A 13,061-nucleotide genomic window follows, 5' to 3' on the forward strand; every position below is an offset into this window, starting at 1 on the left:
GCGCTCGGATAAGGAGATGGTGCGGGCGACGGGAATCGAACCCGTACAGCGTTAGCCGAGGGATTTTAAGTCCCTTGTGTCTACCAGTTTCACCACGCCCGCTTGGCTCGGTGGCCCGTGTTTGTCACAAGGCGATGCGCAAGACAATTGTGCTCTGACGATTCTCAACCCCGGAGAGAAGATGATCGAACGCATCGAAACCGGCATTGCGCCATCCTCGGCGCCGATCAATGACGCTGTGCGCGCCGGCAAGCATCTCTGGCTCGTGGCTATCGCCGAAGATCCGGTCAGCGGCGAGATCGTCGAGGGCGGTATCGAAGCACAGGCTCGCCGCTGTATCGAGAACCTGCAGATCGCACTCAATGCCGCTGGCGGCACGCTTGCCAACCTCGTCATGGTGCAGATTTTTCTTGTCGACAGCGCCGACGCCCCTGGCATGAACACGGTCTACCGCGAGTTTTTTACTCAGCAGCCATTCCCGGTCCGCGCCACGGTGGTCGTCAAGGAATTGCTCGCCAAGGGGCTCAAAATCGAAATCACAGCCACGGCGGTCCTCGACTGATGCTGCTCAAACTCGCGCTTCTCGAAGACATCAAGGCCGGCAAGGTCGATGTGATCTTCCGCCGCTGGAACCGTCCGACCGTTAAAACCGGCGGCACGCTCAAGACCAAGCTTGGTCAACTGTCGATCGTTTCCGTCACCGATATGAGTGCGGATGAAGTTACCGATAAAGATGCCAAGCGCGCCGGTTTCACCGATGTCGCCGATTTCCGCAAATGGCTCGACACCATGAAGGAAGGCAGCATTTTCCAGCGGATCGAAGTGAGGTTCGAAGACTGATCAGAAAGACCGGTCAGAAGGGCGTTGGCGCCACGAAGGTCATGAACTCTTCGCGCGTTGGATGGGTAAAACCCAGCTCTGCCGCATGCAGTTGGAGCCGATCGGCCGCCTTGAAGTCATCCTCTTCGGCATAGAATGCGTCGCCGAGGATGACATGACCAATGGCGAGCATATGCACGCGCAACTGGTGCGTCCGGCCGGTCAGTGGCACCAGCTTTACGCGTGTCGCATTGGTTTCGCGCTCTAAAACCTGCCATTCGGTCTTGGCGTGGCGTCCATTCTCGAAATCGACGCGCTGTCTTGGTTTGTTTTCCCAATCGGTCGCAAGGGGCAGGTCGATGACGCCGCTGTCTTCGGCGACGACGCCTGCAACGCGGGCCACATAGCTTTTCGTCGTCTGCCGATGTTCGAACTGGCTGCCGATGCGTCCATGGGCGCGCTTGTTGAGCGCCAGCACCAAGACACCTGACGTGTCCTTGTCGAGCCGATGACACATGCCGGCGGTTGGCCACGTCTGTCGCGCGCGATGTTCGACGCAATCCCAGAGGCTGGGATCCTTGCCGGGAACGCTCAACAAGCCGCTCTGCTTGTCCACCACCAGAATATCGTCATCGACGTGGATCACGTTGAGATAGGGATCGGTGGGCGGAAAATAGTTAAGCAGTGTGGGCATGGGACCGGGCATGCCGGGGCTTTAGCAGAGCTTGGCCGTTTTCACCAACCCTACTATGCTCGCACGATGCATAGCACGACCTTCACTACGGCGCTCGGCGAATTCGCACTGATCTGGACCGACCAAGGCATCAGGCGCGTATTCCTGCCCGGCAACGAAGCCATCGCGCTCGAGCATCGCCTTGCACAACTCGGCGCCCAACGCTCGGAGCCGCCGCGGGTAATCAGCGCTGTGCTCGACAGGATCGAGGACTATGCCGAAGGCGAGGTTGTCGATTTCGCGGATGTCCCGCTTGATCTCGATGGCGTGCCGACCTTCCACCGTCGCTGTTACGACATCCTGCTCACGATTAGCCGTAGGGAGACAACCACTTATGGTGACATGGCGCGGCAACTAGGCGATGTCGGCCTTTCGCGCGCCGTTGGTCAGGCGATGGGCGCAAATCCTATTCCCCTTATCATTCCTTGCCACCGCGTTCTTGCGGCGCGCGGTGGGGCTGGAGGCTTTTCTGCACCTGGCGGCACGGCAACCAAGCGCGTCATGCTGGCGTTGGAAGGTGTGAGCCTTGGCACGCCGCCGGGGCAGATGCAGTTCGCGTTCTAGGAGTGGCATGAGCTTTTCATTCAAGCAGCGCAAGGACACCCCGGCACAGGTACGGCAGATCGCGGCGGATCAGATCACGTCGGCGCTTGAATTGGCCGAAGCCTACAAGGACTTCGACAAGACTGTTCATGGCCTTCGTCGTCGCTGCAAGAAGATCCGCGGTCTGATACGCCTCGTCCGACCTAATTTCAAAGAATTCGAGGCCGAAAACGCGGCATTCCGGGATGCCGCAAGCGCGCTTTCAGTGTCCCGCGATGCGGCAGTCATGGTCGAAACCTTCGACGCCGCCATGCAAAAGCCATGGGCGGCCGACTGTCCCGAAGAGCGGAAGCAAAATCTTTGCGCGCTGCTGACGTCCCATTTGGACAATGTGAAAGCCGAGCAAAACCAGTCGCAGCTTTTATGGGACTTTGCGCTAGCCATGCAGAACGCGCTTGGCCGCGTGCCCGATTGGTCACTCAGCGGTGACGGTTTCCAGCTGTTCAGAGCGGGCCTGAGCGATACCTACAGCGAAATGCAGATGCGGATGAAAAAGGCCGCGAAGTCCCATGATCCCGTCGATTTTCATGAATGGCGCAAGCAGTCGAAAGGTCATTGGTTTCACATTGGCCTCTTGAGCAAATCCGCGCCGCATATCCTTTCTGCACGCGAGGCGCATCTCGACACGCTCGGCGATCTGCTCGGTGACCATCACAACATCGCGGTTCTCGCTGATTTTCTATCGCAAAAGGCCGGCCCACTCGATGTCAGTTTGCGCGAGGGCCTTGCGGGCCAACAACAAGCCTTGGCCGAAAAAGCGATCCCGCTTGGGCGAGAGCTCTGCGTTGAAAACCGTGCTGCGCTAACCGCCCGGCTCGGAAAATTCTGGAAACTCTTGCCCAAGGACATCTGAATTGGCCGAGGAAATTGAACGCAAATTCCTGCTCAAGAGCGACGCGTGGAAGAGCGCGGTGACAAGTGCAGCACGCCTGCAGCAGGGCTATCTTTCGACCAGCGCCAAGGCCACGGTTCGCATACGTATCTTCGATGATACTCGCGCCGTACTGACCCTTAAGGGTAAAGCAATCGGCCTTACCCGCCCAGAATTCGAATATGAGGTGCCGCTCGCTGACGCGCGGGAAATGATGGCTCTTTCTTCTCCCAATATCGTCGAGAAGCGCCGCCACAAAGCACCGTTCGGCAATCATGTCTGGGAGATCGACGTCTTCGAAGGGCTGCATGAGGGACTTGTTCTGGCCGAAGTTGAAATGACGTCCGAACACGACGAGGTCGCCATTCCCGATTGGATCGGGCGAGAGGTCACCGACGACGATCGCTATGCCAATGCCAGCCTCTCGCGCACGCCTGGTGTGCCGCAATAAGTTCGTGTCGCGATTGAACAATCCGTTCACCGGACTTCGTCGCAAACGCTGTTGCACCAGCGGCCAAAGCGCATATCTCCAAGGGATAAAGGAGATTGTTATGGCACAGGATTTTTCAGGCAAGGTCGCATTCGTCACGGGTGGCGCTTCCGGCATCGGTGAAGCGGTCGTCAAGCAGTTGGCGGCGCGTGGTGCCAAGGTTGTTGTTGCCGATCTCAAGCTCGATGCCGCCCAGGCTGCCGTGGACGCCGTCAAGGCTGCCGGTGGCGAAGCCGCAGCCGTCGCGGTTGACGTCAGCAAGATTGACCAGGTCGAAAAGGCCGTCCAGTTCACTATCGATACCTATGGCAAGCTCGACGTTGCCGTGAACAATGCCGGCATTGGTGGCAAGGCAGCCAAGGCCGGCGATTACACCTTTGACGATTGGCACAAGGTCATCGACGTCAACCTCAACTCCGTCTTTTATTCGATGAAGTACGAGATCGCTGCCATGCTCAAGAACGGCGGTGGCGCCATCGTCAACATGGCCTCGATCCTCGGCACCAATGGCTTTGCCAGCGCTCCGGCCTATGTTTCGGCCAAGCACGGCGTCGTCGGTCTCACCAAGGCGGCCGCCATCGACTATGCCAAGGATGGCATCCGCGTGACCGCCGTCGGTCCGGGCTTTATCGAAACCCCGCTCCTCGGCTCTGCAACCCCGTCGGAAACGTTAAATGGCCTTCGTGCGCTGCATCCGGTCGGGCGTCTCGGTCAGTCCGGTGAGGTCGCGGCGCTGACGCTGTTCCTCCTGTCCGATGAGGCATCCTTCATCACCGGTTCCTATCATCTGGTCGATGGCGGTTACGCCGCGCAGTAATCCGCACTTGCAGGGCAGGGTGGGGAACACTACCAAGGGCGAAACTTTCCCTCCTGTGACCCCCACCCATGCCCAAGCAGAATATCGCGGCCGCCCTTTGGCTTTCGACGGGCGGCCTTGCCGTCATGTCGGGCATGTCGACCGCTGTGCACGCCGTTGCCGCGGATGGCGTACCGACAGGCCAGATTATCTTCTGGCGTAGCTTCGTCGCCCTTTTGCCGACGCTGATCTATCTCACCGTCCGGCGTGAACTCGGCCAATCCATCCGCACCCGGTATCCGCACAAGCATCTGGTCCGCGGCCTCCTTGGCTGCGCGGTCATGTTCTTTTCCTTCGTTTCGCTGCGCTACCTGTCGGTGGGCCTTGCCACGGCGCTGACCTATCTCGCGCCGATTCTCTCGATCGCTGCCGCCATGATCTTTCTGCGTGAGCGGCCTGGGGCCACGATCTTCTTCGGCGTCGTGCTCGGCTTCGCCGGCATCGTGCTGATGCTGTATCCGTCCCTCGTCGGTAGCGATCTGCGCGAAGGAACCTTGATCGGCGTGGGTGCAGGCGTCGCCATGGCCGCCACCAACGCGCTGTCACGTGTCCAGGTCAAGGATCTCACGCGCACCGAGCCGCCTGCCAGCATCGCACTCTCGTTTGCGCTGATCTGCTCGGCTGCCGGACTTGCATCCGCGCTTCTCGGGTGGGCCGACCTGACCCAAGCCCAATTTTGGCTACTTGTCAGCGCTGGTCTTCTTGGCGGCCTCGGGCACGTACTGCTGATGGAATCGGTCGCCCGCGCTCCGGTTTCCGTCCTCGCGCCCTATGAATATACCGGCATCATCTGGGCCTTTGGCTTCGACCTGATCCTACTCGCAATCGTTCCGCCACTAATCGCGCTTCTCGGCGCGCTTCTGGTCGTCGGCGCTGCGGCGCTGGTTGCCTATGGGCAGGGCCGTTTCACCCGAAAAGCTACTGCCAGCGCTTGAAGCTCTTGAGGTGATCGAGTTGGCCGGTCACCGTTGTCACGATCCGGTTTACCGGATCAGTCACCGGCACCACGATGACGTTTTCAGTCTCCGGGTCCGGCACTTCGAGCGTCGCGAACTGGCTGTCGAGGAGGCTCGTCGGCATATATTCGTGGTTGCGCTTGGCCATCCGTTCGCCAATCACCTCGCGGCTGCCATCGAGATAAACGAAACACACCGGCTCTCCGGCTTTCTCGGTAATGAAATCACGATAGGCCTTTCTCAGGGCCGAGCATGCTCCAACAGCAATGCCCTTTTTCTTGTCCGCGGCATCTTTCAATGCTGCCGCCAAGGCTTCGAGCCAAGGCCAGCGATCATCATCCGTGAGCGGAATGCCGGCGCGCATTTTTTCGACATTTGCTTCGGGATGATATTTGTCGCCATCGAGAAATGGCGCGTGCAGCGCCCGCCCCAGCGCCGCGCCGACGGTAGACTTGCCCGAGGAGCTGACGCCCATGACGATAATGATGCGGGCGGGTTCAGACTGCTGCACTGTGGCCTCCATCGACGTAAAGTATGTGCCCATTGACGAAACTGGATGCCGCCGAGGCAAGAAAGACAACGGCGCCGCCGAGTTCATCCGGCTCGCCCCAGCGCCCCATTGGTGAAACGCGCGACATAAATGATTGAAAGTCCGGATCAGCCATGCGCGCAGCGTTCATTTCGGTCGCAAAGAATCCCGGCGCTATACCGTTGACATGCAGACCTCGCGGCGCCCATTCCAGCGCCATGGCGCGGGTCAGGTTCACTAGCGCGGCCTTGGTCGCCGCATAAGGCCCGTTGCCGGGTAGGGGGCGATCGGCCCGCGTCGAGCAGATATTGATGATCTTGCCCCGACCCCGCGCCAGCATGCTCTTGCCAACGACCTGCGCTACGCACAGGGCAGAGACAACATTGGCCGACAGCAAGGCTTCAAAACGATCAAGCGGGTAGTCTTCGAGCGCGCCGCCAACCATTGTGCCGGCGTTGTTGACGAGGATGTCGATCGGTCCGATCTCGCGGTCGCAGTAATCCATTGCTTCCGCAACGCTATCCTCGCTCGCCACGTCAAAAGCCAGCGCTTTGACCTCGACGCCACTTTCGGAGAGATCGGCGGCAGCAGCCCCAAGTGCCACAGTATCGCGTCCATTCAGGACGATATCCGCACCGGACGCAGCGAGCGCCTTGGCCATAGCAAAGCCGAGGCCGCGGCTGGAGCCAGTCACGAGGGCGCGCTGGCCGGAGAGATCGAATGGCGAGCGCTGACCCATCTTGAAATCCTTCTGTCTCGACGCTTCTACCCATCCAAAGCGCTATGAGGCAAGACGCGCATAGGGGCTTCCATACAAGCATGGCGAATTGGTCGAATATTGCCGCCATCGCCCTTTCCAGCGAACCCACTTTGTGGTCATTGTCGCCCCCGCATGCTATGCACCACGCGCATGGCGCACGACATTTTGACGGCGACGAAGACTTCGGAAGGACAGCTTCATGGCGAATGCAGATATCGGCCTGATCGGCTTGGCGGTGATGGGTTCCAACCTCGCGCTCAACATCGCGGAAAAAGGCTATTCCATCGCCGTCCATAATCGGTCTCCCGGCCGCATCGACGAGTTCGTCGAAGAAGCGAAGAAGGAAGGTCTCGATGGTAAGGTCACGGCCAAGTATGACCTCGCCGAGTTCGTCCAGGCCGTAAAGGCCCCGCGCTCCATCATCATCATGGTGAAGGCCGGCAAGCCGGTCGATGAAATGATCGAACAGCTCCTGCCGCACCTCGAAAAGGGCGATGCCATCATCGAATGCGGCAATTCGCTCTTCACCGACACCCAGCGCCGTTTCGACTACCTCGGCCCCAAGGGCATCGGCTATCTCGGCGTCGGTGTTTCCGGCGGTGAAGAAGGCGCCCGCCACGGCCCCTCGATCATGGTCGGTGGCTCCAAGGAACAGTGGCACAATGCCGAGCCAGTGCTCACCGCGATTGCTGCCAAGTTCGATGGCGAAAGCTGCTGCGCCTATCTCGGTGAAGGTGGCGCTGGCCATTTCGTCAAGACCATCCACAACGGCATCGAATATGGCGACATGCAGATGATCGCCGAAGTCTATGGCGTCATGCGTGATGGTTTGGGCATGGATGCAAAGGCTTGCGCCGATGTCTTCAAGGAATGGAACAAGGGTCCGCTCAATTCCTACCTGATCGAAATCACCGGCCACGTGCTCGACGCTGTCGACCCCGACACAAGCAAGCCGCTGGTTGATCTGATCCTCGATAAGGCTGGCCAGAAGGGCACTGGCGTTTGGTCTGCCATCGCCGCGCAGCAGATGGGCGTTCCCGCTACCGCCATCGAAGGCGCTGTCGCTGCCCGCTCGATCTCGTCGCGCAAGGCTGAACGCGTCGCCGCCGAAGGCATCTATGGCAAGCCTAACCGTGCCAAGACCGACGTCACCCTCGCCGATCTCGAAAAGGCGCTCCTCGCCGGTAAGATCGTGTCTTATGCCCAGGGCTTTGCCGTGATTGCCAAGGCTTCGGAAGAAAATGGCTGGGCCCTGCCGCTCGCCACGATCGCCAAGATCTGGCGCGCCGGCTGCATCATCCGCTCGCGCTTCCTCGATCAGATGTCCTCGGCCTATGCCAAGGGTGAAGCAACCAATCTGCTCGTCGTGCCCGACTTCGTCGAGATCATGAAGGACGCCCACCCGAGCCTGCGCAAGGTCGTTGCCGCTGCCGCCATCGGCGAATTCCCGATGATCTGTCTCTCGGCTGCGCTCAGCTACTTTGACAGCTATCGTCAGGCCAAGGGTACCGCCAACCTGATCCAGGGCCAGCGCGACTTCTTCGGCGCCCACGGCTTCGAAATCGAAGGCCGCGGCTCCGATCTCCACGGCACCTGGCCGTCGACGCTCGGCAAGTAAGCGCCGCAATTTTCTCGACGTCATGAGCCGGGGCTAGTCTCCGGCTCAACCATTTCAGAAGCTAGTCATGACCGAGCGCTCTTTCCGCCGAGCACTTCATCTCCGTGTGAACCGCATTTGGTTGCCGCGTTTGCGGCGCCGAGCACTGTTTGTGGTCGGCGGAATTGTCGTCGGCGTTGCCGCCCTCGCGCTCGCTTATGGCGCTGACTTTGCCATGGCGCTTTTTGTGTCCGCGCAGAGGCAATGGCCCTATATGCCCTTGCTGGTGACGCCATTGGGGTTCGGTTTTCTCGCTTGGGTCACGGGTCGCTATTTTGACGGCGCGCAGGGTAGTGGCATTCCGCAGGTCATTGCGGCGCGGCAGCTGAAGGATCAGCAGAGCAAAACAAAATTGGTGTCACCGAAGCTGGCGGCAGCAAAGATGTTGCTTCTCTCCGGTGGGCTGCTCGTCGGTGCATCTGCGGGGCGTGAGGGACCAACGGTGCAGGTGGGCGCATCGATAATGTTCTGGCTCGGCCGTTTTGCGCCGCATCGACAGCCAGGTCTTTTGCTTGCTGGCGCTGCAGCGGGCGTTGCAGCTGCCTTCAACGCGCCACTTGCTGGAATTGTGTTCGGCATAGAGGAGATGGGTCGCTCGTTCGAGTTGCGGACCAGCGGCCTCGTGCTTGGTACGGTGATCGTTGCGGGCTTGGTCCCGCTCGCGATTGTGGGCGACTATACGTATTTTGGTCGATCGCTCGTGACGCTCGGCCATATCCAGCAGTGGATCTGGGTGCTCCCAGTTGCTGCGATCTGTGGTTTTGCCGGCGGACTATTCAGTCGCGGCCTGATCGCGTTTTCTTATGGACTGCCAGGCAGAGTGGGGAAAGTGATTAAGTCGCATCCAGTCCTCTTCGCTGTCCTATGTGGTCTCGGTGTCGCCGTCTGTGGAGTCGTGACGGGGGGAAGTATATTCGGCACGAGCGCCGAGCAGGCAAAAGCTATTATGGCGGGCGAGGGCGCACCCGCCGGCTTTGCTCCGTTGAAGCTGCTAGCGACACTGCTGTCGTCAGTTAGCGGCATTCCTGGCGGCATATTCTCTCCATCACTTGCAGTGGGTGCCGGCATCGCCGAGATGGTCAAAACATTGGTCCCGCTGCCGATTGCGGCACTAACCATCGTGTGCATGGCCGCATATCTAGCCGCGGTCCTCCAAGCGCCGATCACGGCGTTCGTCATTGTCACCGAGATGACTGGAAATCACGCGCTCATCTTTCCCGTGATGATCGGTGCACTGGTGGCCACCTTCTGCTCGAAGCTGGTCTGCCGCGAAGGCGTCTATCACGCGCTCGCTCACCGCATTCTTCTACGGGCGACGCTCGATACAAAACTCAAGTGCCGGGACAATGAGAGCTAGACGCTAAAGGTCTAGTTGCATCTGCGGCTCCGCCGGCTCGTCGTCAGTCGCTGACAATCCATCCAAGAATGCATTCGCTCGGGCCTGAATACTCGTGCGCTGCGCGGGATCCATACGATCCAAGTTTCGGTACGGCATCAGCATCCGCCTGTTCCCCTGCAGCTTTTGACGGTTCTCCATCAGAAAATTCCAGTAGAGCAGGGTGATCGGACAGGCCTTTTCGCCGTCCTTCGTCGCAGGGCTGTAGACGCAACCGCTGCAGTAGTCCGACATTCGGTTGATATAGGCGCCTGAGGCCGCATAGGGCTTTGACGCCAAAAGCCCGCCATCGGCAAACATCACCATGCCATGCGTGTTCGGCAGCTCCACCCAATCGAACGCATCGATATAAACCGCGAGATACCAGGCCTCGATCTGCCGCGGCTCGATCCCCGCCAAGAGCGCAAAATTGCCCGTCACCATCAGGCGCTGGATATGATGGGCATAGGCATGCCGCTGCGTGTCACCGATCGCATTGGCAAGGCAGTTCATCCGCGTCTTGCCAGACCAGTAAAACCAAGGCAGGTCGCGCTTGGCCTCGAGGTGGTTCGTCCCGGCATAGTCCGGCATCTTCAGCCAATAGATTCCGCGCACATATTCGCGCCAGCCGATGATCTGCCGGATGAATCCCTCGGCTGCATTAAGCGGCACGTCGCCCTCGAGATAAGCCCGTTCCGCCGCTCGGCATACCTCTAGCGGGTCGAGCAGACCGACATTGAGATAGGGCGAAATCAATCCATGGTTGAGAAACGGTTCGCCTGATTTCATGGCGTCCTGATAGGTGCCAAAGTCGGGCAGGCAATGCTCGATGAAATGATCCAGCGCCTCCAGAGCGCCATCGCGAGTCACTGCCCATGCAAATGGCTCAAGATCGCCGAAGTTCTTGTCGTATCTCGTAGCCACCAGATCGAGCACCGCGCGCGTCGTTTCATCGGGTTTGAAACGCAATCGCTCCGGTGGCCGGTAGTCGTCGGGCAAAGACTGTCGGTTCTCTGCGTCAAAATTCCATTGACCACCGATCGGCCCTCCGCTCTCCATGAGCAGGCCAGTTTCGCGTCGCATCTCGCGATAGAAATATTCCATACGAAAGCTCTTTCGGCCGTCTGCCCAGGCTGCAAACCGCGCATGGCTGCAGATGAAGCGGTCGTCTTCGCGGACGTCAACGGCTACGCCAAGCCGCTCTTCCCAGCCCGACATCATATCTTTGACCCGCCATGCGCCGGGCTCGGTGACGGCCACGCTTTCGACCGCGTGCCGCCGCAGCGCCCGCGCCAATTCGCCTTCAAGGTTCTGGGTATTTTCCGGATCGGTCAGCGAGACGTAGTCGACGCGAATGCCTTCAGCCCGAAGCTCATCTGCGAAGTGCCGCATCGCCGAATAAATGAAGGCGAGTTTTTGTTTGTGAAAACCGACGACAGTCGATTCGCTGCCGACTTCCGCCATCAGCACCACGTCGTGCTCGCGATCGATATCGCGAAGCGTCGCGAGATTTCGCGAGAGTTGGTCGCCGAGGATGAAACGGAGAATAGCCATGGACCATCTACGCTTCAGGCTGCCCCGCGGTTCAGAAGGTCTTGAACATCACGTAGCTATCCACCAGCCCATGCACCGGGTGACGAAATGCCTTGGGCAACGTGCCGACGATGTCGAAACCAAGCCGCTGCCATAGTGCCACGGCGCGCGTGTTGCTCGACACGACATGGTTGAATTGCATGGCAAGAAAGCCCCGTGCTTTCGCGATGTCCTGGGAATGCTCGCACATAGCCTGTGCCAGACCACGCCCTTGAGCTGCCGACGAAACCATATAGCCGCAATTGGCGACGTGCTGCCCGCCGCCCCGCTGGTTGGCCATCAAGTAGTATGTCCCGACGACCTGACCATCATCCACCGCTACGAAAACCTCGTGCGCCGGCAGGAACCAGTAGTCGAGCATGGCGGCTTCACTCAGGTCGCTGTCGACGGCATAGGTCTCGCCAGCGCGCAAAACCGGCGCGATGATCTTCAAAATCGCTTCGCGGTCAGTCTCAGCGGCGGCGCGGATTGATGTCATCGTCGTCATCGATTGGCGCAACACGCAACTGCCCCGGTGGCGGCAGATCGGGCACGTGTGGATTGTTGGCGATGCTCGGTCGATGCGAAAGTTCGAAGCGCCAGGCTGCGACTGCGAAAATCACGAGCGCAATGACGACGGCGATGCCGCAGGCGATGAATGGCGCGCCCGGGAAGTAGTGACCCGTGCCCGAAGAGTCCGAATAGTAGGAAAAGATCTGCGTTGCCCCCAAGGGCCCAATGATCGTTGCCAAGGAGCTTGCGGCATTCACAGCGCCCTGCAACTCGCCCTGGCTGTTGTCCGGCACCTGCCGCGACAGGAGGCCATTGATCGCAGGCGGCGCGAGACCGCTGACCGTGCCAACGGCGATGAACAGATAGAGGTGATAGACATCGGTCGAGAAGGCGATACCTGCAAAGGCGGCAGCCGCGGCCATGAGCCCGACAATGGCCACGGCGGGCTCGCCGATGCCCTTCGATAAGGGTCCCGTCAGAACCGCCTGGCTGAACGCAAAGCCGATACCGAAAGCCCCCAGCGTGCGCCCGATCGTCGAGGAGGTGAAATTGAACACCTCGACCGTGAAATAGCTGAAGATCGTCGGCAGGGCCTGCGTCGCAAGCTGAAGGAAAAACAGCACGCCAAGCAGCCACAGCACCGAAGGGTAACGCCGCAGCGCAACCACGGCACCCAGCGGATTGGCGCGCTTGATATTGAACTTGCGGCGATTGGCCTTGGGCAGACTTTCGGGAAGAACCAAAAGCCCGAAGAGGAAATTTGCGAAAGCCAAACCTGCGGCCGCGTAGAACGGTACGCGCGGCCCGAGTTCGCCCAATTCGCCGCCAATCACTGGCCCGATGATAAAGCCCAACCCGAAGGCTGCGCCGATAAGCCCAAAACGGTGCGTGCGTTTATGGGGAGGCGTAATGTCGGCCATATAAGCCGTCGCCGTCGCCAAAGCCGCGCCCGCGATGCCAGCGATAATGCGTCCGATGAACAGATACCAGACGAAGGGCGCGATCGACATCATGAGATAGTCGAAGGTCAAACCCAAAAGGGACGCGAGGAGAATCGGTCGCCGCCCGAACCGGTCTGAGAGATTTCCCAAGACCGGCGAAAACACGAATTGCATCAAGGCATAGGCGAAAACCAGATAGCCGCCGATGACAGCCGCATTGGCAACGCTGCCGCCCGTCAGTTCTTCCAACAGTTCGGGCAGTACCGGTACGATAATGCCCACGCCGATCATGTCGATCAGCACTGTGGTCAGGATGCAGGCAAGGGCCAGTCGGGAGCGTGTCGCAGCTTGCATGCGGAGTTCCGTTCCCTTTCAACCAGCCCAAA

15 protein-coding genes and 1 tRNA gene are annotated in these 13,061 nt (G+C 59.8%); 9 read left to right on the plus strand and 7 right to left on the minus strand.

Features of this window, described 5'->3' with window-relative positions:
• Positions 1 to 17: 17 nt before the first annotated feature.
• Positions 18 to 102: transfer RNA gene (locus ASG47_RS17325), tRNA-Leu, on the minus strand.
• Between the two features lie 79 nt (positions 103 to 181).
• Between ASG47_RS17325 and ASG47_RS17330 the strand changes: the two genes are divergently transcribed.
• Positions 182 to 562: a RidA family protein gene (locus tag ASG47_RS17330; RefSeq protein WP_061911340.1), complete on the plus strand. Its 381-nt coding sequence runs from the start codon at positions 182 to 184 to the stop codon at positions 560 to 562.
• The gene (locus ASG47_RS17335) at positions 562 to 840 is read left to right on the plus strand and encodes a hypothetical protein (protein ID WP_061911342.1); all 279 of its coding nucleotides are present in this window, start codon (positions 562 to 564) and stop codon (positions 838 to 840) included. Before ASG47_RS17330 ends, ASG47_RS17335 begins: the two co-directional genes overlap by 1 nt.
• 13 nt (positions 841 to 853) lie before the next feature.
• Here ASG47_RS17335 and ASG47_RS17340 read toward each other — a convergent pair whose 3' ends face one another.
• Positions 854 to 1,525 carry an RluA family pseudouridine synthase gene (locus ASG47_RS17340; RefSeq protein WP_061911344.1) on the minus strand — a complete coding sequence of 224 codons (672 nt, stop codon included), beginning with the start codon at positions 1,523 to 1,525 and terminating at the stop codon, positions 854 to 856.
• A 54-nt stretch (positions 1,526 to 1,579) separates the two neighbouring features.
• Between ASG47_RS17340 and ASG47_RS17345 the strand changes: the two genes are divergently transcribed.
• From ASG47_RS17345 to ASG47_RS17365, 5 genes are all read left to right on the plus strand, one after another.
• Positions 1,580 to 2,116 (plus strand): methylated-DNA--[protein]-cysteine S-methyltransferase, encoded by a 537-nt coding sequence (locus ASG47_RS17345; protein ID WP_061911346.1) that lies wholly within the window; start codon positions 1,580 to 1,582, stop codon positions 2,114 to 2,116.
• Positions 2,117 to 2,123: 7 nt separating this feature from the next.
• The gene (locus ASG47_RS17350; RefSeq protein WP_061911348.1) at positions 2,124 to 3,008 is read left to right on the plus strand and encodes a CHAD domain-containing protein; all 885 of its coding nucleotides are present in this window, start codon (positions 2,124 to 2,126) and stop codon (positions 3,006 to 3,008) included.
• A gap of 1 nt (position 3,009) precedes the next feature.
• Positions 3,010 to 3,477: a CYTH domain-containing protein gene (locus ASG47_RS17355; protein ID WP_061911350.1), complete on the plus strand. Its 468-nt coding sequence runs from the start codon at positions 3,010 to 3,012 to the stop codon at positions 3,475 to 3,477.
• Positions 3,478 to 3,577: 100 nt separating this feature from the next.
• Positions 3,578 to 4,333, plus strand: coding sequence for an SDR family NAD(P)-dependent oxidoreductase (locus ASG47_RS17360; RefSeq protein ID WP_061911352.1), 756 nt, complete (start codon positions 3,578 to 3,580; stop codon positions 4,331 to 4,333).
• Positions 4,334 to 4,401: 68 nt separating this feature from the next.
• On the plus strand, positions 4,402 to 5,307 hold the full coding sequence (locus tag ASG47_RS17365; protein WP_061911353.1) for a DMT family transporter: 906 nt from the start codon (positions 4,402 to 4,404) through the stop codon (positions 5,305 to 5,307).
• Here the strand turns inward: ASG47_RS17365 and ASG47_RS17370 are convergent.
• Both ASG47_RS17370 and ASG47_RS17375 read right to left on the minus strand, forming a co-directional pair.
• Positions 5,291 to 5,839 carry a gluconokinase gene (locus tag ASG47_RS17370; protein WP_244487128.1) on the minus strand — a complete coding sequence of 183 codons (549 nt, stop codon included), beginning with the start codon at positions 5,837 to 5,839 and terminating at the stop codon, positions 5,291 to 5,293. The two genes, ASG47_RS17365 and ASG47_RS17370, sit on opposite strands and share 17 nt — an antisense overlap.
• On the minus strand, positions 5,826 to 6,596 hold the full coding sequence (locus ASG47_RS17375; RefSeq protein ID WP_061911357.1) for a glucose 1-dehydrogenase: 771 nt from the start codon (positions 6,594 to 6,596) through the stop codon (positions 5,826 to 5,828). The genes ASG47_RS17370 and ASG47_RS17375 overlap by 14 nt, the downstream gene beginning before the upstream one ends.
• Before the next feature lie 220 nt (positions 6,597 to 6,816).
• Here ASG47_RS17375 and gndA point away from each other — a divergent pair, with 220 nt between their 5' ends.
• Both gndA and ASG47_RS17385 read left to right on the plus strand, forming a co-directional pair.
• Entirely contained in the window at positions 6,817 to 8,235 is a 1,419-nt protein-coding gene (gene gndA / locus ASG47_RS17380; protein ID WP_061911359.1) for an NADP-dependent phosphogluconate dehydrogenase, read from the plus strand.
• Positions 8,236 to 8,302: 67 nt separating this feature from the next.
• Positions 8,303 to 9,631 carry a chloride channel protein gene (locus tag ASG47_RS17385; RefSeq protein ID WP_061911361.1) on the plus strand — a complete coding sequence of 443 codons (1,329 nt, stop codon included), beginning with the start codon at positions 8,303 to 8,305 and terminating at the stop codon, positions 9,629 to 9,631.
• Between the two features lie 3 nt (positions 9,632 to 9,634).
• Here ASG47_RS17385 and ASG47_RS17390 read toward each other — a convergent pair whose 3' ends face one another.
• The 3 genes from ASG47_RS17390 to ASG47_RS17400 are packed head-to-tail and all read right to left on the minus strand — an operon-like array spanning position 9,635 to position 13,029.
• A complete protein-coding gene (locus ASG47_RS17390; RefSeq protein ID WP_061911363.1) occupies positions 9,635 to 11,203 on the minus strand; it encodes a cryptochrome/photolyase family protein in 1,569 nt (522 codons plus the stop codon).
• A gap of 31 nt (positions 11,204 to 11,234) precedes the next feature.
• Positions 11,235 to 11,720 carry a GNAT family N-acetyltransferase gene (locus ASG47_RS17395; protein ID WP_061911617.1) on the minus strand — a complete coding sequence of 162 codons (486 nt, stop codon included), beginning with the start codon at positions 11,718 to 11,720 and terminating at the stop codon, positions 11,235 to 11,237.
• On the minus strand, positions 11,695 to 13,029 hold the full coding sequence (locus ASG47_RS17400; RefSeq protein ID WP_061911365.1) for a TCR/Tet family MFS transporter: 1,335 nt from the start codon (positions 13,027 to 13,029) through the stop codon (positions 11,695 to 11,697). The genes ASG47_RS17395 and ASG47_RS17400 overlap by 26 nt, the downstream gene beginning before the upstream one ends.
• Positions 13,030 to 13,061 lie beyond the last annotated feature (32 nt).

This window comes from Devosia sp. Leaf420, from assembly GCF_001425445.1.
Classification (GTDB): domain Bacteria; phylum Pseudomonadota; class Alphaproteobacteria; order Rhizobiales; family Devosiaceae; genus Devosia.

What these genes read in the sequence shown, in the direction of transcription:
- ASG47_RS17330 (WP_061911340.1), top strand. Translation starts at nt 182, where the DNA reads ATGATCGAACGCATCGAAACCGGCATTGCGCCATCCTCGGCGCCGATC.
- ASG47_RS17335 (WP_061911342.1), top strand. Translation starts at nt 562, where the DNA reads ATGCTGCTCAAACTCGCGCTTCTCGAAGACATCAAGGCCGGCAAGGTC.
- ASG47_RS17340 (WP_061911344.1), bottom strand. Translation starts at nt 1,525, where the DNA reads ATGCCCGGTCCCATGCCCACACTGCTTAACTATTTTCCGCCCACCGAT.
- ASG47_RS17345 (WP_061911346.1), top strand. Translation starts at nt 1,580, where the DNA reads ATGCATAGCACGACCTTCACTACGGCGCTCGGCGAATTCGCACTGATC.
- ASG47_RS17350 (WP_061911348.1), top strand. Translation starts at nt 2,124, where the DNA reads ATGAGCTTTTCATTCAAGCAGCGCAAGGACACCCCGGCACAGGTACGG.
- ASG47_RS17360 (WP_061911352.1), top strand. Translation starts at nt 3,578, where the DNA reads ATGGCACAGGATTTTTCAGGCAAGGTCGCATTCGTCACGGGTGGCGCT.
- ASG47_RS17365 (WP_061911353.1), top strand. Translation starts at nt 4,402, where the DNA reads ATGCCCAAGCAGAATATCGCGGCCGCCCTTTGGCTTTCGACGGGCGGC.
- ASG47_RS17375 (WP_061911357.1), bottom strand. Translation starts at nt 6,596, where the DNA reads ATGGGTCAGCGCTCGCCATTCGATCTCTCCGGCCAGCGCGCCCTCGTG.
- gndA (WP_061911359.1), top strand. Translation starts at nt 6,817, where the DNA reads ATGGCGAATGCAGATATCGGCCTGATCGGCTTGGCGGTGATGGGTTCC.
- ASG47_RS17385 (WP_061911361.1), top strand. Translation starts at nt 8,303, where the DNA reads ATGACCGAGCGCTCTTTCCGCCGAGCACTTCATCTCCGTGTGAACCGC.
- ASG47_RS17390 (WP_061911363.1), bottom strand. Translation starts at nt 11,203, where the DNA reads ATGGCTATTCTCCGTTTCATCCTCGGCGACCAACTCTCGCGAAATCTC.
- ASG47_RS17395 (WP_061911617.1), bottom strand. Translation starts at nt 11,720, where the DNA reads ATGACATCAATCCGCGCCGCCGCTGAGACTGACCGCGAAGCGATTTTG.
- ASG47_RS17400 (WP_061911365.1), bottom strand. Translation starts at nt 13,029, where the DNA reads ATGCAAGCTGCGACACGCTCCCGACTGGCCCTTGCCTGCATCCTGACC.